Annotated in this window: 18 protein-coding genes and 2 pseudogenes; 16 read left to right on the forward strand and 4 right to left on the reverse strand. The window is 74.1% G+C overall.

All coding sequences use genetic code 11. The annotated features are described in order from the left end of the window. From GA0070558_RS24010 to GA0070558_RS24040, 7 genes and pseudogenes are all read left to right on the forward strand, one after another. Positions 1 to 340, forward strand: a pseudogene (locus GA0070558_RS24010) (hypothetical protein); the annotation flags it as partial. Between the two features lie 326 nt (positions 341 to 666). Beyond that, positions 667 to 1,941 carry a glycoside hydrolase family 71/99 protein gene (locus GA0070558_RS24015; protein WP_091283829.1) on the forward strand — a complete coding sequence of 425 codons (1,275 nt, stop codon included), beginning with the start codon at positions 667 to 669 and terminating at the stop codon, positions 1,939 to 1,941. A 482-nt stretch (positions 1,942 to 2,423) separates the two neighbouring features. After that, entirely contained in the window at positions 2,424 to 4,832 is a 2,409-nt protein-coding gene (locus GA0070558_RS24020; RefSeq protein ID WP_176734354.1) for a glycosyltransferase, read from the forward strand. Further along, the gene (locus GA0070558_RS24025; protein ID WP_141722303.1) at positions 4,829 to 6,472 is read left to right on the forward strand and encodes a glycosyltransferase family 39 protein; all 1,644 of its coding nucleotides are present in this window, start codon (positions 4,829 to 4,831) and stop codon (positions 6,470 to 6,472) included. The genes GA0070558_RS24020 and GA0070558_RS24025 overlap by 4 nt, the downstream gene beginning before the upstream one ends. Beyond that, complete coding sequence (locus GA0070558_RS24030) at positions 6,469 to 7,893, forward strand: phospholipase C (protein WP_091283835.1); 1,425 nt, start codon at positions 6,469 to 6,471, stop codon at positions 7,891 to 7,893. Before GA0070558_RS24025 ends, GA0070558_RS24030 begins: the two co-directional genes overlap by 4 nt. Beyond that, entirely contained in the window at positions 7,890 to 10,088 is a 2,199-nt protein-coding gene (locus GA0070558_RS24035) for a glycoside hydrolase family 71/99 protein (protein ID WP_091283836.1), read from the forward strand. Before GA0070558_RS24030 ends, GA0070558_RS24035 begins: the two co-directional genes overlap by 4 nt. 90 nt (positions 10,089 to 10,178) lie before the next feature. Next, complete coding sequence (locus GA0070558_RS24040) at positions 10,179 to 11,687, forward strand: CBM96 family carbohydrate-binding protein (RefSeq protein WP_176734355.1); 1,509 nt, start codon at positions 10,179 to 10,181, stop codon at positions 11,685 to 11,687. Positions 11,688 to 11,756: 69 nt separating this feature from the next. Here the strand turns inward: GA0070558_RS24040 and GA0070558_RS24045 are convergent. Then, a pseudogene (locus tag GA0070558_RS24045) lies at positions 11,757 to 14,029 on the reverse strand (ATP-binding cassette domain-containing protein). A gap of 254 nt (positions 14,030 to 14,283) precedes the next feature. Next, positions 14,284 to 15,489, reverse strand: a complete 1,206-nt coding sequence (locus tag GA0070558_RS34580) for a hypothetical protein (protein ID WP_256092097.1) — start codon at positions 15,487 to 15,489, stop codon at positions 14,284 to 14,286. A 364-nt stretch (positions 15,490 to 15,853) separates the two neighbouring features. Here GA0070558_RS34580 and GA0070558_RS24055 point away from each other — a divergent pair, with 364 nt between their 5' ends. The 6 genes from GA0070558_RS24055 (at position 15,854) to GA0070558_RS24080 (ending at position 21,761) form a co-directional block, all read left to right on the forward strand. Beyond that, positions 15,854 to 17,092: a D-alanyl-D-alanine carboxypeptidase family protein gene (locus tag GA0070558_RS24055; protein ID WP_091283841.1), complete on the forward strand. Its 1,239-nt coding sequence runs from the start codon at positions 15,854 to 15,856 to the stop codon at positions 17,090 to 17,092. A 98-nt stretch (positions 17,093 to 17,190) separates the two neighbouring features. After that, positions 17,191 to 18,354 carry a glycosyltransferase gene (locus GA0070558_RS24060; RefSeq protein ID WP_256092098.1) on the forward strand — a complete coding sequence of 388 codons (1,164 nt, stop codon included), beginning with the start codon at positions 17,191 to 17,193 and terminating at the stop codon, positions 18,352 to 18,354. Further along, positions 18,351 to 19,094 carry a polysaccharide deacetylase family protein gene (locus GA0070558_RS24065; RefSeq protein WP_256092099.1) on the forward strand — a complete coding sequence of 248 codons (744 nt, stop codon included), beginning with the start codon at positions 18,351 to 18,353 and terminating at the stop codon, positions 19,092 to 19,094. Before GA0070558_RS24060 ends, GA0070558_RS24065 begins: the two co-directional genes overlap by 4 nt. Next, entirely contained in the window at positions 19,091 to 19,981 is an 891-nt protein-coding gene (locus tag GA0070558_RS24070) for a DMT family transporter (protein ID WP_091283847.1), read from the forward strand. The genes GA0070558_RS24065 and GA0070558_RS24070 overlap by 4 nt, the downstream gene beginning before the upstream one ends. Positions 19,982 to 20,022: 41 nt before the next feature. Further along, positions 20,023 to 20,835 (forward strand): peptidylprolyl isomerase, encoded by an 813-nt coding sequence (locus GA0070558_RS24075; RefSeq protein ID WP_256092100.1) that lies wholly within the window; start codon positions 20,023 to 20,025, stop codon positions 20,833 to 20,835. Positions 20,836 to 20,903: 68 nt separating this feature from the next. After that, complete coding sequence (locus GA0070558_RS24080) at positions 20,904 to 21,761, forward strand: M15 family metallopeptidase (protein WP_091283851.1); 858 nt, start codon at positions 20,904 to 20,906, stop codon at positions 21,759 to 21,761. On the opposite strand, the gene GA0070558_RS24085 is transcribed toward GA0070558_RS24080, so the two are convergent. Next, the gene (locus GA0070558_RS24085; protein WP_091283854.1) at positions 21,753 to 22,544 is read right to left on the reverse strand and encodes an alpha/beta hydrolase; all 792 of its coding nucleotides are present in this window, start codon (positions 22,542 to 22,544) and stop codon (positions 21,753 to 21,755) included. The genes GA0070558_RS24080 and GA0070558_RS24085 overlap by 9 nt on opposite strands. 183 nt (positions 22,545 to 22,727) lie before the next feature. Here GA0070558_RS24085 and GA0070558_RS24090 point away from each other — a divergent pair, with 183 nt between their 5' ends. Beyond that, a complete protein-coding gene (locus GA0070558_RS24090) occupies positions 22,728 to 23,126 on the forward strand; it encodes a hypothetical protein (protein WP_077940155.1) in 399 nt (132 codons plus the stop codon). Between the two features lie 105 nt (positions 23,127 to 23,231). Continuing rightward, entirely contained in the window at positions 23,232 to 24,431 is a 1,200-nt protein-coding gene (locus tag GA0070558_RS24095; RefSeq protein ID WP_091283856.1) for an RtcB family protein, read from the forward strand. A gap of 24 nt (positions 24,432 to 24,455) precedes the next feature. On the opposite strand, the gene smpB is transcribed toward GA0070558_RS24095, so the two are convergent. After that, positions 24,456 to 24,944, reverse strand: a complete 489-nt coding sequence (gene smpB, locus GA0070558_RS24100) for an SsrA-binding protein SmpB (RefSeq protein WP_091283858.1) — start codon at positions 24,942 to 24,944, stop codon at positions 24,456 to 24,458. Positions 24,945 to 25,047: 103 nt separating this feature from the next. Between smpB and GA0070558_RS24105 the strand changes: the two genes are divergently transcribed. Then, positions 25,048 to 25,593 (forward strand): RNA 2'-phosphotransferase, encoded by a 546-nt coding sequence (locus tag GA0070558_RS24105; RefSeq protein WP_091283955.1) that lies wholly within the window; start codon positions 25,048 to 25,050, stop codon positions 25,591 to 25,593. Positions 25,594 to 25,702 lie beyond the last annotated feature (109 nt).

The raw sequence follows: 25,702 nt of genomic DNA on the forward strand, positions 1-25,702 counted from the left end.
GACCGGCCTCGACGAACGCGCCGCCGTCATCTCCATCGGCACCGCCCTGCAGGAGTCGAAGCTGCACAACCTGGGTCACCTCGGCGACCGCAACGACCACGACTCCCTCGGCCTGTTCCAGCAGCGCCCGTCCAGCGGCTGGGGTTCGCCGGAGCAGATCACCGACCCGCAGTACGCGACCACAGCGTTCCTCAAGGGCCTCCGACAGGTCGACGGCTGGCAGGACATGCCCCTGACCGACGCCGCCCAGACCGTCCAGGTCTCCGCCTACCCCGACGCCTACGCCCAGTGGGAACAGCAGGCCGCCGACCTCGTCACCCAACACTGGAACAACAGCTGACCGATCGCATAGCGCCACCGGCCGGGCCCCGACAACAGGGGCCCGGCCGGCAGCGTCTCCGCCCCCGGGCAACCGAGTGTTAGGAAGGGGCCCCTCCTATACAGAAGCGTTAACAAGGGGCCCTTCCTTCGGCCGGTGGGCAGTTGCGTTCGTCGGTCTGCTGCGTTCTGTCTGATGACGGGTCGCAGCCTGGTCGACCCCACGTCGGCGGGAGCGGGCTGATGTCATGTGCCGCGGTGCTGGTCGTAGGTCTCGTCGCGTGCGGCCAGTTCGCCGCCGGTCCGGCGCGACCGGCTGAGCCGGTCCGGTCGGATGCGGGCAGCACAGTGTCCCGCCCGGCTGCCGGCGACGACTTCTCCCTGGCCGTGGTGCCCGGATCGGCCTCGGCGGTGGCCGGGAACCTGGTCCAGGCCACGGTGCGGACGGCGGTCACGACCGGGGCGGCGCAGCCGGTCTCCCTCACGGTGGGCGGCCTGCCCGAGGGGACGGCCGCGACCGTGGAGCCGGCGGTGCTCCGCGCCGGCGGGTCGGCCGTGCTGACCGTGCTGACCTCGGTGTCCACCCGCGCCGGCACGTACGACGTGGTGGTCGCCGGTGCCGGCGGGGCGGCCCGGCACACCGTCGTCTTCCGCCTGGTGGTGCGGGCGCCGACGGTGATCAGGGCGGCGTTCTACTATCCGTGGTTTCCGGAGGCCTGGCGGCAGCAGGGCCTGGACCCGTTCACCAACTACGTGCCGGCGCGGGGCCGGTACACCGTCGAGGAGTCGGTGGTGCGGGCCCAGGTCGCGGACATGCGGTACGGCGGGATCACGATGGGTGTCGCGTCGTGGTTCGGCCGGGGCACGGTGACGGACCGGCACTGGCCGGCGATGGTCCGGGCCGCGCAGGGCACCGGGTTCGGCTGGGCGCCCTACTACGAGCCGGAGGGCACGTCCGACCCGACGCCCGAGCGGATCGCCGACGACCTGCACTACCTTCGGGCCACCTACGGCGGGCAGGGCTCGGCGCTGGCCGTGCTGCCCGACCGGGGCATGCCCGTCTTCGTGTACAACGCCGGTGACCTGACGACCGCGCAGGGCTGCGCCACGGTGGACCGCTGGGCGCAGGCCCAGTCGTCGCTCCAGCGGCGGTTCGGGGAGACGGTCCTCGTCAACCTGAAGGTCTTTCCCGGCTACGCGGGCTGTCCCGCGACGGCGCGGGTGGCGGGGTGGCACCAGTACGGTCCGGCCCGGGCGGAACACGACTTCAGCGGTGCCCCCGGTGAGGGCTCGTACACCGTTTCGCCCGGCTTCTGGAAGGCCGGATCGCCGTACGGGCAGGCGCCGTTCCTGTCCCGGGACCGGGCGCGCTGGCGGGCGGGGCTGGCCCGGATGAACGCCTCGGGGGCGCCCTGGCAGTTGGTGACGAGTTACAACGAGTGGGGCGAGGGGACCGCGATCGAGAGTTCCCGGGGCTGCCGAAGCCCCGCACCGGCGGGTACGTGGTGCGACTGGAGCGGTGCCGGCCGGTCCGACTTCATCAGCGACCTGCACGATCAGCTGCCGTCGAGGGCGGGGATCGGTGTCGGCGGGCCGGGCGCGGGGGTGGCGGCCCCCCGCTGACCGTCTCCGCGCCCGGGTCGCCGCGATCCGGGCACCGCATCCCGCCGTGAGTCGCGACGCCGAAAGGGAATTCTTTTCCCATTCGGCGTCGCGGCATTTCTGTGGAAGTTGCGGCAGGTCGAGTGGGTCGGAAGTGGTCGCACGAATAAGGGACGTCATTGTTCGGCCTTTATCGTTCGCTCGGCTTTCGTGTACCGGACATCTCCCTGCGCATAATGGCTATGTCAATTTGCCGACTGTTCAGGCGTTGGACCTTTCCCGGCCATTTCCCATAGCCTCTGCCGTACCCGAGTGAACTTATGAGTCGACGAATTCCGTCGGCGTCGCACCGCGTACGTGAATCGCATTCCTGCGCTCTTCTGCCGTTTCTCCCAATGACTGTGAATGGCTCCGGGCTGCTCGGGAACCGGAGGCTGGAGAGGTTACCCATGATCGGACACGGGCCGGACGCCCGCGCACGGCAGGCCGTCGGAGAAGAGTCGGTGCCGCGGCCACGCGAGCTGCGCGCCCCGGACGACGCGCCACCGCCCCGGCTGACCGTCATCGTGCCGACCCGCAACGAGGCGGAGAACATCCCCGTGCTGATGGGGCGCCTCGCCCCGCTGCTGGCGCCCCTGCGGGCGGAGCTGTTGTTCGTCGACGACAGCGACGACGGCACCGACGGGGTGATCGCCGCGGCGTCCGCCGAGGCCCCGGTGCCCGTACGGCTGCTGCACAGGCCGCCGGAGGCGCGGACCGGCGGCCTCGGCGGGGCCGTCCTGCTGGGTGCCCGGCACGCCCTCGGCGAGTGGGTCCTGGTCATGGACGCGGACCTGCAGCATCCGCCGGAGTCGGCCGCGACGCTCGCGGCGGTCGCCATGCGGCACGACGTCGACGTCGTGATCGGCACCCGGTACGCCGGCCGGGGCTCCAGCGCCGGCCTGGACGGCCCGCTGCGGGAGGCCACCTCGTCGGCGGCCACCCGGCTGGTGAAGGCGATGTTCCCGCGCCGGCTGGCGACGGTGAGCGACCCGATGAGCGGCCTCTTCGCGTTTCGGCGCGCGGCCGTGCGGCTGGACCGGATGAACCCGCTCGGCTTCAAGGTGCTGCTGGAGCTGCTGGTGCGGCACCCCGGCGCCCGGGTGGCCGAGGTCGCGTACGAGATGGCGCCCCGGCACGAGGGCCGGTCCAAGGCGTCCCTGCGGGAGGGGGTGACGTTCGTGCGGCACCTGTCGCGGCTGCGCGGCCGGCGGCTGGTCGGGCAGATCCGGCGTCGCCCGCGTACCCCGGCCGACCGGGTGCGCCAGCTCGTCCGGATGGTCTGCTTCGGGCTGGTCGGGCTCTCCGGGATGGTGGTGAACACGGCGGCGCTCTGGTTCTTCTACGAACCCGCCAGGCTGCACCACCTCCTGGGCGCGGCGCTGGCCACCCAGCTGTCGACCTCGTGGAACTTCCTGCTGGTGGACAACCTCATCTACCGGCGCACCCGGGTCGGTTCCCTGCCCGCCCGGGCGGTGCGGTTCTTCCTGCTCAACAACGTCCTGCTGCTGCTGCGGCTGCCCGTGCTGCAGGCCCTGGTGTTCGCGGGCGTCGGGGTGCTGGTGGCGAACGCGGCCACCCTGGCGGCGCTGTTCCTGGTCCGTTTCCTCGTCAACGACCAGGTCATCTACGCGGCGCTGGACCGGGGCCGGCGCGACCCGGTCCGGCTGCTGATCGCCTCCGGCGCCGCCGAGACGGTCACCCCGCCGTCGCGCCATCGCTACCAGTACCTCAAGTACCGCTACGACGTGGCCGGGGTGGTGACGATCGGGTCCCAGATCATGCTGCCCGAGCTGGAGTTCTTCCGGGCCCAGTGGGTCGCCGACGCCGACGTGGACATCGCGGTGCGGGTCAGCGACGTCGGCGGGCGCGGCCCGCAACGCCGCGCCGCGATGACCCAGTACGCCGATCGGTCGGTGCTGCGCTACGAGGAGCAGCTCGGGCGCCTGGGCGCGAACTTCCGCATCCAGCTCGGCTCGCCCATCGAGATCCAGGTGGGCCCGCTGCTGGCCCGGTCCCCGCACGTGGTCTACACGAACATCGTCGAGGCGTTGCTGCGGTTCGTGATGGTCGCCCGGGGCCACATGCTGCTGCACTCGGCCTGCGTGACCCTCGACGGGGTCGGGGTGATGCTCTCCGCGCTCACCGACACCGGCAAGACCGCCACGGTGCTGCGGCTGCTGCGCGACCACGGCGGGCTGTTCCTCTCCGACGACATGACGATCGTGCGGCCCGACGGCACCGCGACCTGCTTCCCGAAGCCGCTGACCATCAGCGCGCACACCCTGCGGGCCGTGCAGGCGCAGGACCTGACGCCCCGGGAGTGGCGGCGGTTGCAGTGGCAGAGCCGGCTGCACTCCAAGGGCGGCCGGTCGCTGGCGCTGACCCTCGCCCGGTTCAACCTGCCGATCATGGGCATCAACGCCGTCACCCAGCTGCTGGTGCCGCCGCCGAAGTACAGCGTCGACCGGCTGGTGCCGTGCCGCATCGGCACCACGACCCGGGTCGAGGAGCTCTTCGTCATCGAGCGCGGGCGGCCCGCGATGAGCGAACTCGACCACGACGAGACGGTCACCCGGATGATCCGCAACACCGACGACGCGTACGGCTTCCCGCCCTTCCGGTATCTCGCGCCGTCGCTGGCCATCGACGGCCTGCACTACCCGGAGCTGCGCCTGCGGGAGCGGGAGATCCTGGCCGGGTTCCTGTCGCACGTCCGCAGCCGGGTGCTCGTCTCCGACCGGTTCGGCTGGGCCGACGACATCCCCCGGCTGCTGCGCGGCGAGCGCGGGCCGGCGTCGACCCGCGTCGTGCCCGCCCAGGCGTGGCCGCGCTGGAGCGGGGACCTGACGGTCGCCGGGGAGCCCGCGTGAGCCAGCCGGACGCGGTCACGGCCGTCGTGCCGGGCCAGCGCCGGGACCACCCGGACGACCCGGCCCGCCGCCGGATCCCGCCGCCGGCGGCGTGGCTGCCGGCGCTGACCCGCCGCCGGTGGGCGGTGGCCGCCGCGCTGACCGCGATCGGCGGGCTGGCCCTGCTCGTCCGGTCCTGGCGGATCGACCTCTTCGGCTTCAACAGCGACGAGGTGGTGTACGCGGGGCAGGCCGCCTCCCTGGCCGGTAACCCCGGCTACGCCGACCTGTTCCCGGTGTTCCGGGCGCACCCGATGCTGTTCCAGGCGCTGCTGTCCCCGCTGCTGCGCGTCGGCGAGGTGGGCATGGGCGGCCGGTGGGTCGTCGCGGCGATCGGGGTGCTCACCGTCCTGGCGGTGTACCCGCTCGGGGCGCGTCTCTACGGCCGCCGGGTCGGGTTGCTCGCCGCGCTGCTGCTCGCGGTCATGCCGTACCACGTGATCGTGACCCGGCAGATCCTGCTGGACGGGCCGATGGTGCTGCTCAGCACGCTGACGCTCTACTGCATGGTCCGCTACGTCCAGCGGCAGGAGCTGGCCTGGTATCTGGCCACCGCCGGGATGCTCGGGCTCACCATGCTGGCGAAGGAGACCAGCGTCGTGCTGGCCGGCAGCGTCTACGCGTTCCTGGCGTTGACCCCGCGCGTGCGGCGGCCGGTGCGGGCCACCCTGCTGGCCCTGCCGGTGCTCGCCGTCGTCTTCGCGGCGCACCCCGTCTCCCAGGCCCTCGCCGGTGGGTCGAACAGCGGCCGCAACTACCTGGTGTGGCAGCTGTTCCGCCGGCCCAACCATCCCATGTCGTTCTACCTGGAGAACGTGCCGACGGCGATGGGCGTGCTGCTGCTCGTCGCCGCGGCGGGCGGCCTCTGGTGGGCCCGCAGGCGCAACGGTTGGCGGGAGACGCTGCTGCTGTCGTGGATCGCCGTGCCGGTGGTGTTCTTCCAGCTCTGGCCGGTCAAGGGCTTCCAGTACCTGTTGCCGGTGGCGGTGCCGGTGGTGCTGCTCGCCGCGCGGGCCCTGGTCCTGCTGCCGGTGCCGACGCGGCTGCGCTGGCCCGGGCGGGGCGGTCCCGCCCGCCCGGTGCCGGCCCGGGCCGGCCGGCTGGTCCGGCTGGCCGCCGTCGCCCTGGTCGCCTCGACCCTGGCGGCGTCGTCCTGGGACGCGGTGAGCCACCAGGGCAGCTCGACGTTCCTCGCCGGCTCCGGCGGCGTGCCGGGCGGCCGGGAGGCGGGGCGCTGGATCACCGAGCACACCCCGGAGGGCTCGGTGATCCTCACCCTCGGCCCCTCGATGTCGAACATCGTGCGGTTCTACAGCCAGCGGCAGAGCTACGGCCTGTCGGTGAGCCCGAACCCGCTGCACCGCAACCCGTCCTACGTGCCGCTGAACAACCCGGACGGGTGGCTGCGCAACAACAATCTGCACTACGTCGTGTGGGACTCGTTCTCCGCGCGGCGGTCCCCCTTCTTCGCCGACCGGCTGATGACGCTCGTCCGCCGGTACCACGGCCGGGTCGTGCACACCGAGTACGTCGGGGCTCCCGGCGCCTCGGGTCGTGTGACGCCGGTGCCCGTGGTGGTCGTCTACGAGGTGCGTCCATGATCCGTCCGACCCCTGTCCCGCCGTCCGCCGCCGTGCCGCGGTGGGCCCGCCGGACGTCGCTCGTGGTGGCGCTGGCGGGCCTGGCCCTGTCGGCCTGCCCGGCGGCGGCGCTGGCCCGACCCGCGCCGACCCCGAGCGCGTCAGCCCCGGCCCCCGGCGCGCCGGCCCCGTCCCCCCGCACGACCACGCCCGTCGAGCACTTCGTCTTCCTCATGCAGGAGAACCACACCTTCGACAACTACTTCGGCACCCGGCCCGGCGTCGACGGGTACCCGAAGGACGTCTGCATGCCGGTGCAGCGGGGCGTGCCGGAGCCCTGCGTCACCCCGTTCCACATCGGCAAGCTCGGCGCGATCGACCTGGATCACTCCGCCGAGGCGTTCCGTGTCCAGTACAACGGCGGCCGGATGGACGGCTTCGTCGAGGGGGTCAGCAAGCAGGGCAAGGACGGCCGGATGGCGGTGGCCTACTACGACGAGCGGGACCTGCCCTACTACTGGAACATCGCCGACGAGTACGTGCTGTTCGACCGCTTCTTCAGCTCCTCCAACTCCGGCAGCATCCGCAACCACATGTACCGGGTGACCGGCGGGCCGGGCGCCGCCGGCAAGGCCGAGACCATCCCGGCGCAGGGCTGGGGGGACATCCCCACCATCTTCGACCGGCTGGAGGCGGCCGGGATCAGCTGGAAGTTCTACGTGCAGAACTACGACCCGACGATCACCTTCCGGTCCCGGGTGGAGGAGGAGAACATCGACCGGGGCGCGCAGGTGATCTGGGTGCCCCTGCTCGCGTACGCCCGCTACGTCGACGACCCCCGGCTGTCCAGCAAGATCGTCGACCTGGACGAGTACTACACCGACGCCGCCCGGGGCGACCTGCCCGCCGTGTCCTTCATCGCCCCGGCCGGCAACAGCGAACACCCGCCCGGCAACATCGGATCCGGCCAGAACCTCGTCCGGGCGCTGCTCACCCAGCTGGTGCGCTCCCCGGACTGGTCGTCCTCGGCGTTCCTGTGGTCCTACGACGACTGGGGCGGCTGGTACGACCACGTCACCCCGCCGCAGGTCGACCGCTACGGCTACGGCTTCCGCGTGCCGGCGCTGCTGGTCAGCCCGTACGCCCGCCGGGGGTACGTCGACTCGACCACCCTCGACTTCACCTCCGCCCTGAAGTTCATCGAGGTCAACTGGGGGGTGAAGCCGCTGGCCAGCCGGGACGCGAAGGCGCAGACGTTCCTGGGCGCGTTCGACTTCGCCGCGCCGCCGCGCCCCGGCGTGCTGCTCAGCGCCGAGCGGGTGCCGGTGGCGGTGCACCGCCCCGACCCCCGGCCGGTCTACGCGTCGTACGCCGTCGCGGTCGGCCTGGTCGCGGCGCTGGTCGCGGCGGCGGCGCTGCGCGGCCGGCGGAGGCACCGGTGACCGCCCGGCGGCTGCTGCCGCTGCTGCTCGGCGTGCTGGCGGTGCTGCTCCTGCCGGCCCCCGCCGTGGCCGCGCCCGCGTCCGCGCTGCCCGGCACGTTGAAGATCCAGCTGGTGCCGCCGATCAAGGGGGTGGTCGTCACCGTCGACGGCAACACGGCCCGCTCCGACCCCCAGGGGCGGCTGCGCGTGCGGGTGCGCAACTTCACCGGCCTGGACCAGCGGTTCACGGTGGTGCCCACCGAGGTGAGCCCCGACCGCCGGGTGCTGCTCGACCGGTTCCGGGGCAGCCTCGACCACGGGGTGCACAGCCGCACCGTGGAGGTGGGGCTGCGCACGCAGCGTCGCGTCACGTGGCGCTACGCCGACCGCGACGGCGCGCCGGTCCCGGTCGACCGGGTGACCGAGATGCGGCTGCGCAGCAACACCGGCGAGGTGATCGAGCTGACCGGGGCGGACCTGGCCCGGCCGCTCTGGGTCGCCGAGAGCCGCACCCAGCAGGGCCCCCGGGGCCTGGCCTCCAAGCAGCTCTACTACGTGGTCGACACCGTCATGGTCGACGGCACCTCGGTGGTGAACCGGGCCGGCCACAAGTTCGTCCCGTGGGAACGCCAGGACTGGTTGATCGAGCTGCTCTTCTTCAAGGTGTCCTTCACCGCCGACGACATGTTCTTCGCCCAGCGGGCCGGCGACGGCATCCGGCTCACCCGCGCCGACGGGCGCGTGCAGCGGCTGCCGTTCGCCGCCGACGGCACCGTCCTGGTGCCCGACCTGCCCCGGGGCACCTACACGGTGACCGTGCTGGGCGGCGGGGTCTCCTTCGGTCGGCCGGTGAGCATCAGCCGCGACCAGCAGGTGACGCTCAGCGTGATCAGCGCCGTCGACCTGGCCCTGGTGGTGTGCGGCGTGCTCGGGGTGGCCGTCGGCCTGGTCCTGGTGGGCCGGCCGGCGCTGCGGCGGCGACTGCGGATCCCGCTGCCCCGCCGGGCGCGCCCGGCGCACCAGCGGACCGGCCGGTGGCGGCGGCCGCTGCGGCTCGGGCTCGGGTCCGTCCTGGCGGTGCTGCTGGTGGCCGCCGTCGTCGGCGTGGTCGCGTCGCGGCCCGCCCGGGCGGCGGGCGGCCCCGCGCCGGCCCCGTCCGCCGCCGCCCCGGTGCCCGTGCTCGCCCACTACTACATCTGGTTCAACCCGACCTCCTGGAATCGGGCGAAGATCGACTATCCGCAGCTCGGGCGCTACTCCAGCGACGACACCGAGATCATGCGGCGGCACGTGCGGATGGCCAGGGCGGCCGGGATGACCGGCTTCCTGGTCTCCTGGAAGCACACCCCGCAGCTCGACGACCGGCTGGCCAGGCTGGTCGAGGTGGCCTGGGCGGAGGACTTCCGGCTCGGCATCGTCTACCAGGGGCTCGACTTCAGCCGCAAGCCCCTGCCCCTGGCCACCGTCCGCGCCGACCTCGACCTCTTCGCCGACCGGTACGCCGCCGACCCGGTCTTCGACGTCTTCGACAAGCCGGTGGTCGTCTGGAACGGCAGCGACCGGTTCACCGCCACCGAGGTCGCCGACACCGTCCGCGCCGCACGGCAGCGGCTGCTGGTCCTCGGCGCCGCCAAGTCCACCGAGGAGGTGGCGACGTACGGCACGGCGCTCGACGGCCACGCGTACTACTGGTCGTCGGCGGACCCGGTCGGCGGCCGCACCCGGGACCGGCTGGCGGCGATGTCCCGGGCCGTGCACCTGCACGGCGGGCTGTGGATCGCCCCGGTCGCCCCCGGGTACGACGGCCGTCAACTCGGCGGGCAGCGGGAGGTGGACCGCCGCGACGGCGAGACGTTGCGGGCGTCCTTCGCCGCGGCACGGCTGTCCCAACCCGACGCGCTCGGCGTGATCAGTTGGAACGAGTTCAGCGAGAACACCCATGTCGAACCGAGCGAGCGGTTCGGCGCGAGATACCTGGAGGTGCTGGCGGATCTGCTGGGCGTCGACATCGACCACGACGTGGCGATGGACAGCCAGCAGGAGCACGACGACCACTGGGGCCTGCCCGCCTGGGGCGCCGTGGTGGCCAGCGGCGGCGTACTCGCGCTGCTGCCGCTGTGGGTGTTCCTCCGTCGCCGGCGCTCGCCGGACGGCGCGGTGCCACCGGCGCAGCGCGGCGCCGACCACGACGTGGAGGCGCCCGTGGACAGCTGACGGGGCGGTGCCCCACCCGGGCGCCGCCCCGACCTCGTGGATGGGGCTGGAGGAGACATGACAAGTGAACACCGGAGGACTGCGGGCCGCGTGGCGGCGGTCCTGCTGCTGGCCGGCGCGGCCCTGGCGGGGCCCGCCGCGCCGGCCGCGGCGGCGACCCAGACCCCCGTGGCCGACGCCACCGTGGATGCCGCCCGTCCGACCCGCAACGACGGCACGGCCGTCTCGCTGCGGGTCGACGGATCGCCGCGCCAGGTCGCGTACCTGCGCTTCGACGTGACCGGCGCGGGCGACGAGCCGTCGGCGGTGCTGCGGCTGTACGCCGAGACCGCGAGCAGCACCGGGCTCAGCGTGCACGGCGTCTCCGCCGACGACTGGCGGGAGGACACGCTGACCTACCAGAACGCCCCGCCGATCGGCCCCGTCGTCGCCAGCAGCGGCCCGACCGCCGCCGACACCTGGCTCTCCGTCGACGTGTCGTCGCTGGTCACCGGGGACGGGCCGGTGACCCTGGCGCTCAGCACGAGCAACGACACCGGCTTCCGGCTCACCAGCCGCGAGGGCGTCGGGACCCGCCGGCCGCAACTGATCGTCCCCGCGCCGCCGAACCCGTCGCCATACACGATCAGCCGCGTCGGGGCCACCACCTACAGCGCGGTGTCCGAGGTGACGGGGCAGACCTGGACCGGCAGCCTCAAGAGTGTGGTGGAGAGCGCGGCAGCGGACGTGAACCGGCTCGGCGGCGGCACGATCGCGTTCACCGCCGGCACGTTCGACCTGGGCACGGAGTACTTCAAGCTGGAGGGCCTGCGCAACGTCACCTTCGCCGGGGCGGGGATGGACCTGACGCTGATCCGCAACTCCAGCTCCGCTGCGGCGGACACGGAGCCGTTCAACACCAAGGGGATGGACGGCGGGGTGGTCCGCGACCTCACCGTGTCGGCCGGCGGCCCGCCGCGCACCACCAGCGACGCCCTCGACTTCGACGACGGCAACAACATGCTGGTCGAGCGGGTGCGGGTGACCGCGTCGCGGGGGCGGGGCATCGTCTTCGACGGCAAGAACCAAACCTGGACCTCGATGGGCAACACGGTGCGCGACTGCCAGGTCAGCGGCACCGCCAGCGACGGCATCGAGCTGCTGGCCACCAGCGGGGACACCGTCACCGGCTGCGTGATCACCGACGTGGGCGGGCACGGGGTGCAGATCAACCGCTCCTCGCCGACCGCCGACCAGCCCAACAAGACCGCCGACCACAACGTCGTCAGCGGTAACCGGATCGACCAGGCCGGCCAGGCCGGCATCAACGTCGACGGCGGCAACGACAACCACCTCGTCGACAACCAGGTCACCAACAGCGCCGACGACACCGCCGGCCGCGACGGCATCCGGATCACCACGGCGACGGCGGTGCCCTGCGCCGGCAACGTGGTCACCGGCAACGTGGCCACCGACTCCCAGGCCGTCAGGACCCAGCGGTACGGGCTGAACATCGCCTCGGCGGGTTGCACGGCGACGGTCGTGGGGCCGGGCAACAACCTCACCGGCAACCTGTCCGGGGCCATCCGCGACGCCGGGACGGCGACGGTCTACCGGTAGCCCCGCGCGCCCGCCCAGGGGCGGGTCGGGTCCACCGGGGCCGACGGCGGCGGTGGACCCGACCCGGCCTCACCGGCCGACGTACTCGCGCAGGTGGGTGGCGGTGAGCGTGTCCCCGTGGGCGACCAGGTCGGCCGGGGTGCCGGTGAACACGATCCGGCCGCCGTCGTGCCCGGCACCCGGGCCGAGGTCGACGATCCAGTCCGCGTGCGCCATCACCGCCTGGTGGTGCTCGATGACGACCACGGTGTTGCCGGCGTCGACCAGCCGGTCCAGCAGGGCCAGCAGCTTGTCGACGTCGGCCAGGTGCAGGCCGGTGGTGGGCTCGTCCAGCACGTAGGTGTGCGCCTTCTCGCCCATGTGGATGGCCAGCTTGAGCCGCTGCCGCTCGCCCCCGGAGAGGGTGGTCAGCGGCTGGCCGAGACTCAGGTAGCCCAGGCCGACGTCGGTCAGGCGGTCCAGCACCGACCGGGCCGGCCCGGTCGGGAAGAAGTCGCGCGCCTCGGTCACCGACATGCCGAGCACCTCGCTGATGTTCTTGCCGCGCAGCGTGTACGCGAGCACCTGCGGGGTGAACCGGCGACCCTCGCACTCCTCGCACACCGAGGCGACCCCGGCCATCATCGCGAGGTCGGTGTAGACGACGCCGATGCCCCGGCACTTCGGGCAGGCGCCCTCGGAGTTGGCGCTGAACAGGGCCGGCCTGACCTTGTTGGCCCTGGCGAAGGCAGCCCGGACCGGGTCGAGCAGGCCGGTGTAGGTGGCCGGGTTGCTGCGCCGGGAGCCACGGATGGGGGACTGGTCGACGACGACCACCCCCTCCCGGCGGGGCAGCGAGCCGTGGATCAGCGAACTCTTGCCGGAGCCGGCCACGCCGGTGACGACGGTCAGCACGCCGAGCGGCAGGTCGACGTCGACGTCGCGCAGGCTGTGCAGGTCGGCGCCGCGGATCGGCAGGTGCCCGGTGGGCGTGCGGACGTGCTCCCGCAGGCGCGCCCGGTGGTCGAGGTGCCGGCCGGTCAGGCAGTCGGCGCGACGTAGGCCGGCGACGTCCCCGGCGTAGCAGACCCGGCCGCCGTCCGGGCCGGCCCCCGGGCCGAGGTCGACCACGTGGTCGGCGATCGCGATCGTCTCCGGCTTGTGCTCGACCACCAGGACCGTGTTGCCCTTGTCGCGCAGGCGCAGCAGCAGGCCGTTCATCCGGGCGATGTCGTGCGGGTGCAGCCCGACCGTCGGCTCGTCGAAGACGTACGTGACGTCGGTGAGGCTGGAGCCGAGGTGCCGGACCATCTTGACCCGCTGGGCCTCACCGCCGGAGAGGCTGCCCGACTCGCGGTCGAGGCTGAGGTAGCCCAGGCCGATCTCGACCAGCGAGTCGAGCAGCTCCCGCAGGCTGCCCACCAGCGGCGCCACCGACGGGTCGTCGATGCCGCGCACGAACGCGGCGAGGTCGCTGATCTGCATCGCGCTGCACTCGGCGATGTTGCGGCCGGCGATCCGCGCGGACAGGGCGGCCCGGTTGAGCCGGGTGCCGGCGCAGTCGCCGCAGGTCGCGAACGTCACCGCCCGCTCGACGAACGCCTTGATGTGCGGCTGCGTCGGCTCCTTGTCCTTGCTGAGGTAGAGCCGGCGGACCTTCACCGCCAGGCCCTCGTAGGTGATGGTGTGGTTGCCGACCTTCATCTTGGTGGCCGGCTTGTGCAGGAAGTCCTGCCACTGCTGCGCGGTGAAGTCCTGGAGCTTGACGTCGGGGTCGAACAGGCCGGAGCCGACGATCGTCTGCCAGTACCAGGAGTCGACCGCGAAGTTCGGCACGGTGATCGCCCCGTCGTTGAGCGAGCGCTCCACGTCGACGAGCTGGTCGACGGCGAGGTCGGAGACCCGGCCGAGCCCCTCGCAGGTGGGGCACATCCCCTCGGCGAGGTTGAAGCTGAACGCGCCGGCCGGGCCGACGTGCGGCTGCCCCAGCCGGCTGAAGACGATGCGCAGCATCGCGTACGCGTCGGTCGCGGTGCCGACGGTCGACCGCGAGTTCGCCCCCATCCGCTCCTGGTCGACGACGATCGCGGCGCTGAGGTTGCGCAGCGAGTCGACGTCGGGCGGGACAGGCTGGGCATGAACGACTGGAGGAAGGCGCTGTACGTCTCGTTGATCATCCGCTGCGACTCGGCGGCGATGGTGCCGAACACGAGCGAGGACTTCCCCGAGCCGGAGACGCCCGTGAAGACGGTCAGGCGGCGCTTGGGGATGTCCACCGAGACGGCGGCGAGGTTGTTCTCCCGGGCGCCGCGTACCTCGATCATGTCGTGGCTGTCGGCGATGGACCGTGCTGGCTGCGTCATGCGAACCCTTCACGCGAGCGACGGGCGGGGCGACTCCGACCGGCGGTCGCCCCGGGGCCTTGTCGCTTCAATTGTCTCATTCGACCGTCCGTGAAGACTTTTCTCGACGCTATTCCCGCTCGGCGGCTTTCGAGGGTGGAAAAGTCTCAAAGCGCAGACATCCCGCCGGGAAGCCCGGCACCCGGCGGACGCGGCGGGCCCCGCCCGGTGGGGGTCCACCGGGCGGGGCCCGCGGAAGTGCGCCTGCCCGTCGGTCAGTTCAGGCCGCAGGTGGCCAGGTCCAGACGCGGGTCGGGGCGCTGGCCGGTGACCCGGCCGATGTCGGTGGCGATCCGGTTGAGCACCGCCACCCGCTTGTCCTTCAGCGGGCCGAGGATGGCGTTGTTGACGAAGTTCGGGCCGCCCTCCGGGCGGACCGCGAGCTGGGCGAGGCGGGCGTTGGCCTCGGCGATCTGCTGGTCGAGCTGGTTCAGCTCGCTCTGCACCTGGCCGGCGGCGGCAGCGGGCACGGCGCCGATCTGGTTGCGCACGTTCGGGCAGTTCACCGTCTGCGCCACGCCGGCGTTGCCGCCGTTGTTGCCGTTGCCCGCGTTACCGCCGTTGTTGCCCGCGTTGTTGCCGGCCCCCGCGTTGCCGCCGTTGTTGCCCGCGTTGCCGTTGCCCGCGTTGTTGCCGCCGGCCGCGTTGCCCGCCCCGGCGGCGTTGAGGCCGCAGGTGGCGAGGCTGGACAGGTCGGGGCGCTGCCCGCCGGCCCGCGCGATGTTGAGCGCGATCCGGTCGAGCACGGCGATCCGCTTGCTCTTCAGCGGGCCGAGGATGGCGTTGTTGACGAAGTTCGGGCCCCCCTCGGGCTTCACGGCGAGCTGGGCGAGTCGGGCGTTCGCGGCGGCGATCTCCCGGTCCAGGTTCGCCAGCTCCTGCTGGACCCCCGCCGTCGCGCCGGCCGGCACGGCGGGCAGTTGGCCGCGCACGTCCGGGCAGTTCACGGTCTGCGCGCCACCGGCCGCGACCGCGCCGTTGTTGCCGGCGTTGCCGTTGTTGGCGCCCGCGTTGGCCGGGGCCGCGCCGTTGCGCAGCGTGCAGGTGGCGAGCTGGTCGAGGCCGGCGGGGGCGGTGCCACCGACCCGGGTGATGTTCAGCCGGATCCGGTCGAGCACGGCCCGGCGCTTGCCGGCGATGTCGTTGAGCTGGCCGGACGCGGCCCCCGGCTCGCGGGCCAGCCGGGCGTTGACGTTGGCGATTTGGGTCTCCAGGTTGCGCAGCTCCTGGTCCACCCCCGCCTTCGCGGCCGCCGGCACCGCGCCCAGCTTGTCGGCCACGGTCGGACAGGTGACCGACACCGCCGTCGCCGTGTTCTCGCCGGCGGACGCCAGCGACAGCCCGGCACCGAGCACCAGTGCCGCGAAGGCACCGACCCCGCCGAGCTTCAGGACGGCATTCTTTCGCGTGCGCCTGACCATGCACCTCTCCTTGTCCTGACCGCCGCAGCGTCCGGCGTCAATTCCCGAACGCGTCGCCGGCGGTGTGCCGTGACGATTGAAAGAAACCGGAGACCGGCCGGTGGGAACGGCGTCACGCCCGTTCCCGGAATGGTTCCCGGACGGTTCCACGGACAAGTGGACACGTCGTGACCGCCCCGGCATGGCGATCGCGGACGACCCGTTTTCCTTCGCCGGTGAGTACGGATCTTCGGCGGCGATCGTTCAACCCTTTCCCCGGCGAATTTTCGGCACCCGCCGGCCCGCCCGCGTCGAACGCGAGAACACCCCGCCTCCGGCGCGCGTCCGCCGGACAGCGACCGGCCACACCGTTAGGGTGCAGGGCATGAGAGCACCGGTGCTGGCCCTCGCCGCCGCCGTCGTCCTCGGCACGTCCGGGGCGCCCGCGCCGGTCCACGCCGACCCGAGCGGCCGGGCCGCCGCGCCCGCGGCCCCGGTGCCCTGCCCCAGGGCGCAGGCACCGCGGGTGGAGCGCTCCCCCCGGCCCACGCCCCCGCCGTCGGTGCCGCTGCACCAGACGGTGGGCGGCCCGGCACTGGCGACCCCGGCCCTCGTCGTGCCGGCCGACGCGCCCGCGCCACCGGCGGTCACCGCCACCTCCTGGCTGGTCGCCGACCTGGACACCGGGGCGGTGCTCGGCGGCTGCGGCCCACACGAGTACGCCACGCCGGCCAGCGTGCAGAAGCTCCTGCTGACCGCCACCGCGCTGCCGAAGCTCGACCCGAAGCGGGTCGTCACGGTGACCCACGAGGACCTGGACATCGCCCCCGGCAGCTCGGCGGTGGGCCTGCTGGAGGGCGGCCGCTACACCGTCGAGACCGTCTTCCTGGGGCTGCTGCTGCAGTCGGGCAACGAGGCAGCGAACGTGCTGGCCCGGTTGATCGGTGGCCCCGACGGCGCGGCCGGCGGGGTGCGGGCGATGAACGCGGAGGCCCGCCACCTCGGCGCCCTGCAGACCCACGCGGTGACCCCGTCCGGGCTGGACGGGCCCGGCCAGTTCACCAGCGCCTACGACCTGGCGCTGATCGCCCGGGTCTGCTTCGCCGACCCCACCTTCCGCCGGTACGCGCTGACCGAGCAGACCCGGATCCCCGACCAGCCCGCGCTGCGCCAGAAGGGCTTCCAGATCCAGAACGAGAACCAGCTCATCTACCGCTACCCGGGCGCGCTCGGCGGCAAGACCGGCTTCACCGACTACGCCCGGCACACCTACGTGGGCGCGGCGCAGCGCGGCGGCCGGCGGCTCGTGGTCACCCTGCTCGGCGCCGAGCCCCAGCCGATGCGCGGCTGGGAACAGGGTGCCACGCTGCTGGACTGGGGTTTCTCGCTGCCCCGCGACGCCTCGGTGGGCCGCCTCGTCGCGCCGGGGGAGACGGCCGCAAACGGTGCCCCCGTGGCGTCCCCGACGGTCGGCGCGGCGATCACCCCCGAGCCCCGCGCGGTGGCCGCCCACCGGGTCGCCCCGCCCGGCTGGGCGGCGTCCTGGCCGTTCGTCGCCGCGGCCGCCGCGCTGGTCGGCCTGCTCGCCGCCGTTCTCCTGCACCGCCGCCGACGCCGGGCCTGACGCTCCCGCGCCGACCCGGGACGCCGGACGGGAGTCAAGCCCCGCCGAACGGGTAAGCGCGCGCGGTGAACGCGCAGCACCGGGGAACGATCGTCGTCGTGTCGGCGGACGTGGGGGCCGGGCACGACTCGGCCGCCGCCGAGCTGACCCGTCGGCTCGCCGACCGGGGCTTCGCGGTGCACCGGGTGAACTTCCTCGACCTCCTGCCCCGCCCGGCGCGGTGGATGTTCCGCGAGGCGTACCGGGGCGTGCTGCGCTGGGCGCCGTGGGGATACGACGCGCTGTTCACCATCACCGGCCGGTCCCGGCTCGTGGTGGCCGTCCTGCGGGGCGCGCTCGCGCCGCTGCGCGGGCGCGCCCGGCGGGCCGTACCGTCCGGCACCCGCGCGGTCGTCACCACGTATCCGTTCGCGAACCAGCTCCTGGGGCCGCTGCGCCGCAGCGGGCTGCTCCCCGTCCCACTGGTCACCTACGTCACCGACTTCGTCGTGCACCCCACCTGGGTCGCGCCCGGCGTCGACATCTACTGCACCCTGCGGCACGCCCGCCACCACGCGTCGGGAGCCGCCGGGCCGCTCGACGTGCGCACGGTCGCCCCACTGGTCTCGGTCGACTTCCCGGCGGCGACGGGGACGAGTCGCCGCGCGGCGCGGCGGCGCTTCGGGCTGCCGGAGCGGGAACGGCTCGTGCTGATCGTGGCCGGTGCGTGGGGGACGGGCGACATCGAGGCGACCGTCGCCGACGTGGCCGCGGCCGACGAAGTGCGCACCGTGGTCGTCTGCGGCCGCAACGCCGCCCTGCGCCAGCGGCTGCGGGGGCTCACCCCGCACGTCCTCGGCTGGGTCGACGACATGCCCACGCTGATGCGGGCCGTGGACGTGGTGGTGGAGAACGCGGGCGGACTGACCTGCCAGGAGGCGCTGAGCTGCGGGGTGCCGGTGATCACCTACCGCCCCCTGCCGGGACACGGCCGGGCCAACGCCACGGTCCTCGCCGCCGCCGGGCTGACCCGCTGGGCCCCGTCCGCCGAGCAGCTGCGGCGGGCGGTGGCCGCGCTGGCCGCGTCGCAGCCGCCGGCCCCCGACGGGTGGACGGGCGGCTGGGCGGACCCCGCCGGCCTGGTCGCCGACGAGGTGGGGCGGCAGGCCGGCGCCGGCTGCGCCGCGTACCGCAGGAGGAGGGCCGTGCTCGACGCGGTGGACGAGGCGGTCGGCGTGCTGGCCACGGTGCTGCCCTCGATCCGTTGGACGGGCGGGCGGTGACCGCGCCGCGCGGGCCGCGCCGGCCCGCCCTGGCGCTGGCCGGTGCCGCGGCGGCCGCGCTCGCCGCCCACCTCGGCCCCACGACCACCGCCGTGGGGCCGGTGCGCCGCCGGCTCTTCCCCCGGCTCGGCGGCGCGGGCCGGCCCGGACGGATCGCCCTGACCTTCGACGACGGGCCCGACCCCGAGTCCACCCCCCGGTTCCTCGACGTGCTCGCCGAGCATCGGACGCGGGCCACGTTCTTCGTGCTGGGCACGATGCTCGTGCGGTCGCCCTGGCTGGCGGCGGACCTCGTCGCCGCCGGGCACGAGGTCGCCGTGCACGGCTGGGACCACCGCAACCTGCTGGGCCGGGGCCCGCTGGCCACCTACCGGGACCTGGCCCGGGCCCGGGCGCTGGTCGAGGCCACCACCGGCCGGGCCCCCCGCTTCTTCCGCCCACCGTACGGGGTGCTGACCGGCCCGGCGCTGCTGGCGAGCGCGCGGCTCGGGCTGACGCCCGTGCTGTGGGCCCGCTGGGGCCGCGACTGGACGGCGTCGGCGACCCCCGACTCGGTCTTCGACACCGTCACCGCCCGGCTGGCCGGCGGCGACACCGTCCTGCTGCACGACGCGGACTGCGCCGCGGCCCCCGGCGCGTGGCGGGCCACCCTCGCCGCCCTGCCCCGGCTGCTGGCGGAGTGCCGCCGCCGGGGCTGGACCGTGGGCCCGCTCGGCGAGCACCGGGTGCCGGGGCCGTGACCCTGGCGGTGGCGTGCGCCCTGGGCGCCGCGTTCTGCTTCGCGGTGTCCACGACCATGCACCAGCGGGCCGCGAAGCGCCAGCGGCGGCACCACCCGCTCGACCCCCGGCTGCTGCTGCGGCTGCTGCGCACGCGCCTGTGGCGGCTCGGCTGGGCACCCGACGTCGCCGGCGTCGGCCTGCAGGCGGTGGCGCTGCGGTTCGGGCCGCTGGCGCTCGTCCAGCCGCTGATGGCCAGCGGCCTGTTCATGGCGATCCTGATCGAGGCCGGCTGGAACCGGCGCCGGGCGGGGGCGCGGGACCTGCTCGGCGCGACGGTGGGCCTGGTCGGACTGGCGGCCTTCCTGACGGCCGCCGAGCCGCAGGCGGGCATCCCGGCGCCGACGGCGGGCGCCTGGTGGCGGGTGGCGCTGGGCGTGGGCGGGGTCGTCGCGGTCGCGCTGGCGCTGTCGGCGCTGGTCACCGGGGCGGCCCGGGGTGCGCTGCTCGGCTTCGCCGCCGGCACCCTCTACGGCGTCGCCGCGGCCCTGGTCAAGGCGCTGACCGGCGGCTTCCACGGCGATCTGCGCGCCCTCGTGGTCGACCCGCTGCTGCCCGCCTCGGCCGTGGTCGCCGTGACGGGCCTGGTGATCAACCAGAGCGCCTTCCAGAGCGGCCGGATCGCCGCCCCGCTCACCGCGCTCACCCTCGCCGACCCGGTGGTGAGCGTGGTGCTCGGGGTGACCGCGTTCCGGGAGACGATCACCCTGGGCGGGCCCCGGGTCGCCGTGCTGGCCCTGGCGGTGGTGGCCATCGTGGTCGGGGTCTGGCTCGCCGGCACCGCCTCGCCGCCGTCGCCGGAGTCCCGGCGCGTGTCGCCGTCGACAGGAGGGCGACCCGATCCATAGACTGCGATCTTTCTGGAGTCACGAGCCCAGGAGGACGCCACGTGTCGAGGTCATCCCGCCGGCAGCCGGTCCCGCCGCCCCCGGCCCGTCCCCGCCGGCCACGGGCGTTGCCCCGGCTCGCCGGGGTCGCGCTGCTCGCCACGGGCCTGGTCGGCGGCAGCGCCGCCGTCGCCGTCGCCGCGCCGCGGTCGGCCACCGGGAGCGCCGTCGCCGAGGTGCCGCCGCAGACGACCCCCGGGCCGTGCGCGTACACCGAGACCCCCGACGAGCCGCCGGCCCGGCCCGTTCCGCTGCCGCCCGACCCCCGCCGGACGCCCGACCACGGCACCGTGCGGGTCACGCTGCGCACCAACCACGGCCCGATCGGGCTGACCCTCGACCGCGAGCAGGCCCCCTGCACCGTGCAGAGCTTCCTGCACCTGGCCCGGCACCGGTTCTACGACCGCACGCCGTGCCACCGGCTCACCGCGTACCCGACGCTGAGCGTGCTGCAGTGCGGCGACCCGTCGGGCACCGGCGAGGGCGGGCCGGGCTACCGGTACGCCGACGAGCTGCCCACCGACCTGCCGCCCGCGCCGACGGACCCGACGGGTGAGCGCCGCGTCTACGCCCGGGGCCTGCTCGCCATGGCCAACGCCGGCCCCGACACCAACGGCAGCCAGTTCTTCCTGGTATACGCGGACTCGGCGCTGCGCCCGAACTACACCGTCTTCGGCGAGGTGGACGCCGCCGGCCTGGCCACCCTGGACCGGATCGCCGCCGGCGGGATCGCCCCCACGCCCGAGGACCCGGCCCCGGTCGACGGCGCGCCCGCACTGCCGGTGGAGATCCGTCGGGCGGTGCGCGGGCGCTGACCCCCGCGCCGGGCGCGGATCCGGCAGGTTGCCGCGAACCGGGCGTAGCTGCTGCTAGAACGGTGGGTATGGGGCGGCGGCGCGGGGCGGATCGGTCCATCCGGTCCCTCCGCGCCGCCGTGCCGGCCGTGGTCGTCGTGGCGGTCGCCGCGCTGCTGCCCGGCTGCCCCGCGCCGCAGCGCCCGGAGCCGACCCCGTCCGCCCCGGCCACCCCGACGGCCACCGAGCCACGCGCCCCGGCCGGGTTCGTCGACCTGTCCGACGTGGACCCGACCGTCGTCACCGACATCCGGTACGCGACCGCCCACAACTTCGTCGGCCGGCCGATCGCCGGCTACCGGGAGCCGCTGTGCCTGCTCACCCGGCCCGCCGCCGAGGCGCTGCGCCGGGTGCAGCAGGCAGCCCGCGCCACCGGCCACCGGCTGAAGGTGTACGACTGCTACCGGCCCCAACGCGCCGTCGACGACGTCGTCGCCTGGGCGGGGCGGCCCGGCGAGCAGCAGACGAAGGCCGAGTTCTACCCCGACGTGGCCAAGTCGCGGCTGTTCGCCGACGGCTACCTCGGCGCGCCCACCGCACACAGCCGGGGCAGCACGGTCGACGTGACGCTCGTGCCCGACCCGCCGCCCGAGCAGCCCCCGTACGCGCCCGACGCGCCGCTGGTCGCGTGCACCGCCCCGGCGGGGGAGCGCTTCGCGGACAACACCGTCGACATGGGCACCGGCTTCGACTGCTTCGACCCGCGCGCCCACACCGCCGACCGCCGGATCACCGGCGTCGCCCGGGACAACCGCGAGCTGCTGGTGCGGCTGATGGCCGACGCCGGCTTCACCAACTATCCGCGCGAGTGGTGGCACTACCGGTACGCCGACGAGCCGTACCCCGACACGTACTTCGACTTCCCGGTGGCCCGCTCGTCACTGTGACCGGGTGACGGGGGCGCGCAGCGGCAGCCACGCCAGCACGTCGGAGATCTTCGTGTCCCAGTACGCCCAGTCGTGGTCGCCGGGGGAGAAGTCCACGGTCAGCGGCACGCCCCGCCGCCGGGCCGTCTCGACGAACCGGGTGTTGTCGTCGAACAGGAAGTCCTCGGTGCCGCAGGCGACGTAGAGGGCCGGCAGGTCGTCGCCGGCGCGTTCCAGCAGCGCCACCGTGTCGTCGTCGCTGCCGGGCACCGTGCGGTCGCCGAAGACGGTGTGCCACACCGCCGGGTCCATCGGGTGGGTGGAGTGGTCCTGCCGGTGGGCGACGTTCAGCGCCCCCGACAGGCTCGCCGCCGCCGCGAACCGCCCCGGCTCGCGCAGCGCCCACTTGACCGCGCCGTATCCGCCCATCGACAGGCCGGCGACGAAGGTGTCCTCCCGCCGGTCGGACAGCCGGAAGAACGAGCGGCAGACCTCGGGCAGCTCCTCGCTGAGGAACGTCCAGTACCGGTTGCCGTTCTCCTCGTCGGTGTAGAAGCTCCGTCCCACCTGCGGCATCACCACGGCCAGGCCGAGCGGCGCGACGTACCGCTCGATGGAGGTGCGCCGGGTCCAGATCGTGTCGTCGTCGCTGAGGCCGTGCAGCAGATACAGCACGGGCGGGTCGCCGGCCGGCGCGCCGCCGGCCAGCCCGATCCCGGCACCGGCCGGGTCCGGCAGGAGCACCGTCATCGAGGTGCCCATGCCCAGCGCCTCGGAGTGGAAGTTGCACCGGATCAATGCCATGGGCGTGGATGCTACGCGCCGGAAGGCCGCGGCGACGCGGGCGGAGCCCGCCGGCCGGGGGCGGGACCTTGGTCCGGTCGGCGCAGGAATTTCGTCCCGAGTCGTCCGCGAGGGTAGCTGCCAGGTTTACCAGGCTGTAACGTCCGCGCTGCTGGATCCGTCACAGAGAAGTGGGAGTCAGTGGTGACCGACGTGTCGACGGCGCTGGGTGTGCGCCTCTACCCCGACCTGGTCGAGCTGGGCGGACTCGCGTCCGCGCTGGCCCTGGCCGCGACCCGGTGCCAGGCCGACGTGGGCCGCATCAGCGCCCCCGAGCAGGGGCGGGGCCGGTTCACGTGCGCCGAGCTGCGCTCCGAACGGGGCGCCATCTGCGTGGGCCTGGGCTCGCAGGCCCGCTACTTCATGGTCGACATCTCGGGCGCGGACGGCAGCCGGGCCGACGGCGACACCACCGACCTGGACCAGGTCGTGCGGATCGCCGACGCCTGGCGCGGCGGGGCGAGCCTCGGCGAGCTGCGGGCCCGCTTCCCGTTCCTCGACCACGTCTCCGAGCCGGTTGCCGAGCACCCGACCCACGCCTGACGCCGGGGCGTCGGTCGCCGATTATCCGTTGCCGGTCGTCCCGCCCCCGGCCTACCTTTCCTCATCCGACGGGGAGAGACTCCTCGTCCGACGAGGAGAGACACGATGGCCTTCACCCCGCTGCCCGGCACCCGCGCGCCCGTCCGGGTCTGGACCGACCCGTACGCGATCGAGCCGCAGGCCGCCCGGCAGTTGCGCAACATCGGCGCGCTGCCGTGGGTCGAGGGCGTCGCCGTCATGCCCGACGTCCACTTCGGCAAGGGCGCGACCGTCGGCTCGGTGATCGCGATGCGGCAGGCGGTCTCCCCGGCCGCCGTCGGCGTGGACATCGGCTGCGGCATGTCGGCCGTGCGCACCTCGCTGACCGCCGCCGACCTGCCCGACGACCTCGCCGGGCTGCGCTCGGCGATCGAGGCCGCGATCCCGGTGGGCTTCGCCAAGCACGACGACCCGGTCGACCCGCGCCGGGTGCGGGGGCTGGAGCAGCGCGGCTGGGCCGACTTCTGGGCGCGCTTCGCCACCCTGGACGAGCGGGTGGCCCCGCTGGAGGGCCGCGCCCGGCAGCAGCTGGGCACCCTCGGCGGCGGCAACCACTTCATCGAGGTCTGCCTCGAGTCCGGCGGGCCCGACGCCGGCCGGGTCTGGCTGATGCTGCACTCCGGCTCCCGCAACATCGGCAAGGAGCTGGCGGAGCGGCACATGGGCGTCGCGCGGCGGCTGCCGCACAACGCCGGTCTGCCCGACCGGGACCTCGCGGTGTTCCTCGCCGGCACCCCCGAGATGGCGGCGTACCGGCGGGACCTGTGGTGGGCGCAGGAGTACGCCCGGCGCAACCGTGCGCTGATGCTGGCCCTGCTCTGCGGCGTGGTCCGCGACGCGGTCGGTCACGTCGGCTTCGACGAGCCGATCAGCTGCCACCACAACTACGTCGCCGAGGAGACCTACGACGGGGTGGACGTGCTGGTCACCCGCAAGGGCGCGATCCGGGCCGGCGCGGGTGACCTGGGCATCATCCCCGGGTCGATGGGCACCGGGTCGTACATCGTGCGCGGCAGGGGCAACCCCGACGCGTACTGTTCCGCCTCGCACGGGGCGGGACGGCGGATGTCGCGCGGGCAGGCGAAGCGGACGTACAGCACCGCCGACCTGGCGGCGCAGACCGCCGGGGTGGAGTGCCGCAAGGACGCCGGGGTGGTCGACGAGATCCCGGCCGCGTACAAGGACATCACGCAGGTGATGGCGCAGCAGGAGGACCTGGTCGAGGTCGTCGCCCACCTCAGGCAGGTGGTCTGCGTGAAGGGCTGACCGGGCTCGCCGCCGGGGTCGTGCCTACCGGCGGCGAGCTTGGGCGCCCTTGAGGCGGCGGCCCAGCTCCCGGGCGATCTCCCGGTTGGCGTCGCGCTCGGCGATGGCCTGCCGCTTGTCGTACGACCGCCTGCCCCGGGCCAGCCCCAGCTCCACCTTCGCCCAGCCGTTGGAGAAGTACAGCGACAGCGGCACGAGCGTCAGCCCGCCCTCGCGTACCCGGTCGAGGATCCGGTCGATCTCGATGCGGCGCAGCAGCAGCTTGCGGGTGCGCCGGGGCTGGTGGTTGGTCCAGCTGCCGAAGCCGTACTCGGCGATGTGCAGGCCGTGCAGCATCAGCTCGCCGTCGTGCTCCTGGGCGAAGGCGTCGACCAGGGACACGTACCCGGCGCGCAGCGACTTCACCTCGGTGCCGGCGAGCACCAGCCCCGCCTCGTACGTCTTGAGGATGTCGTAGTCGTGGCGGGCCTTCTTGTTCGACGCGACGAGGGTGCGTCCGGTCTCCCTGGGCACGGTCGGCCTCCCGCTGCTGGTTGCGCCCCGACGGCGAGAGGCTAGCAGCCGCCCGCCCGGTAATCGGGTGGAGCCGCGCGACGGCGGCGACCACAATGCCGCCATGGACCACCGCACCATGGTCAAGTTGAGCAAGCGGATGTCGAAGGCGCTGCGGCACGAGCCGTACCGCCTCGGCCTCGCACCGGACGGGGCCGGCTGGGTGCCGGTCGACGACCTCCTCGCCGCCCTGCGGGTGGGGCGGCCCGACCTCGACGCGGTCGTGGCCGGCAACGACAAGCAGCGCTTCGCGGTCGAACGCGGCCCCGACGGGGTCGAGCGGATCCGCGCCAACCAGGGCCACTCGATCCCCGTCGAGCTGGGACTGCCGACGGTCGAGCCGCCCCCGCTGCTCTACCACGGCACCGCCGCCGCCGTCCTCGACTCGATCCGGGCCACCGGGCTGCACCGGGGCGGCCGGCACCACGTACACCTGTCGGCCGACGTCGAGACGGCCCGCCGGGTCGGCGCCCGACGCGGCGGGCCGGTCGTGGTGCTCACCGTGGACGCGGCGGCGATGGTCCGCGACGGGCACGCGTTCCACCGCAGCGCCAACGGCGTGTGGCTGACCGACGCGGTCCCGGCCCGGTACCTGAGCCCGGGCGGGTAGGGGCACCCCACAGACCCCGGCGCGCCATCGAAACTCGCCCGTCCGCCCGGCAAGATCGTCGCGCGGTGGGTGACCTGCGGCTCGACGGACCTGTACGACGAGTCGACCG

This window comes from Micromonospora haikouensis (assembly GCF_900091595.1).
GTDB lineage: Bacteria > Actinomycetota > Actinomycetes > Mycobacteriales > Micromonosporaceae > Micromonospora > Micromonospora haikouensis.

Coding starts and splice junctions, on each gene's coding strand:
- GA0070558_RS24095 (WP_091283856.1), top strand. CDS start 23,232: ATGGCCTTCACCCCGCTGCCCGGCACCCGCGCGCCCGTCCGGGTCTGG.
- GA0070558_RS24105 (WP_091283955.1), top strand. CDS start 25,048: ATGGACCACCGCACCATGGTCAAGTTGAGCAAGCGGATGTCGAAGGCG.
- GA0070558_RS24080 (WP_091283851.1), top strand. CDS start 20,904: ATGGGGCGGCGGCGCGGGGCGGATCGGTCCATCCGGTCCCTCCGCGCC.
- GA0070558_RS24030 (WP_091283835.1), top strand. CDS start 6,469: ATGATCCGTCCGACCCCTGTCCCGCCGTCCGCCGCCGTGCCGCGGTGG.
- GA0070558_RS24055 (WP_091283841.1), top strand. CDS start 15,854: ATGAGAGCACCGGTGCTGGCCCTCGCCGCCGCCGTCGTCCTCGGCACG.
- GA0070558_RS34580 (WP_256092097.1), bottom strand. CDS start 15,489: ATGGTCAGGCGCACGCGAAAGAATGCCGTCCTGAAGCTCGGCGGGGTC.
- GA0070558_RS24085 (WP_091283854.1), bottom strand. CDS start 22,544: ATGGCATTGATCCGGTGCAACTTCCACTCCGAGGCGCTGGGCATGGGC.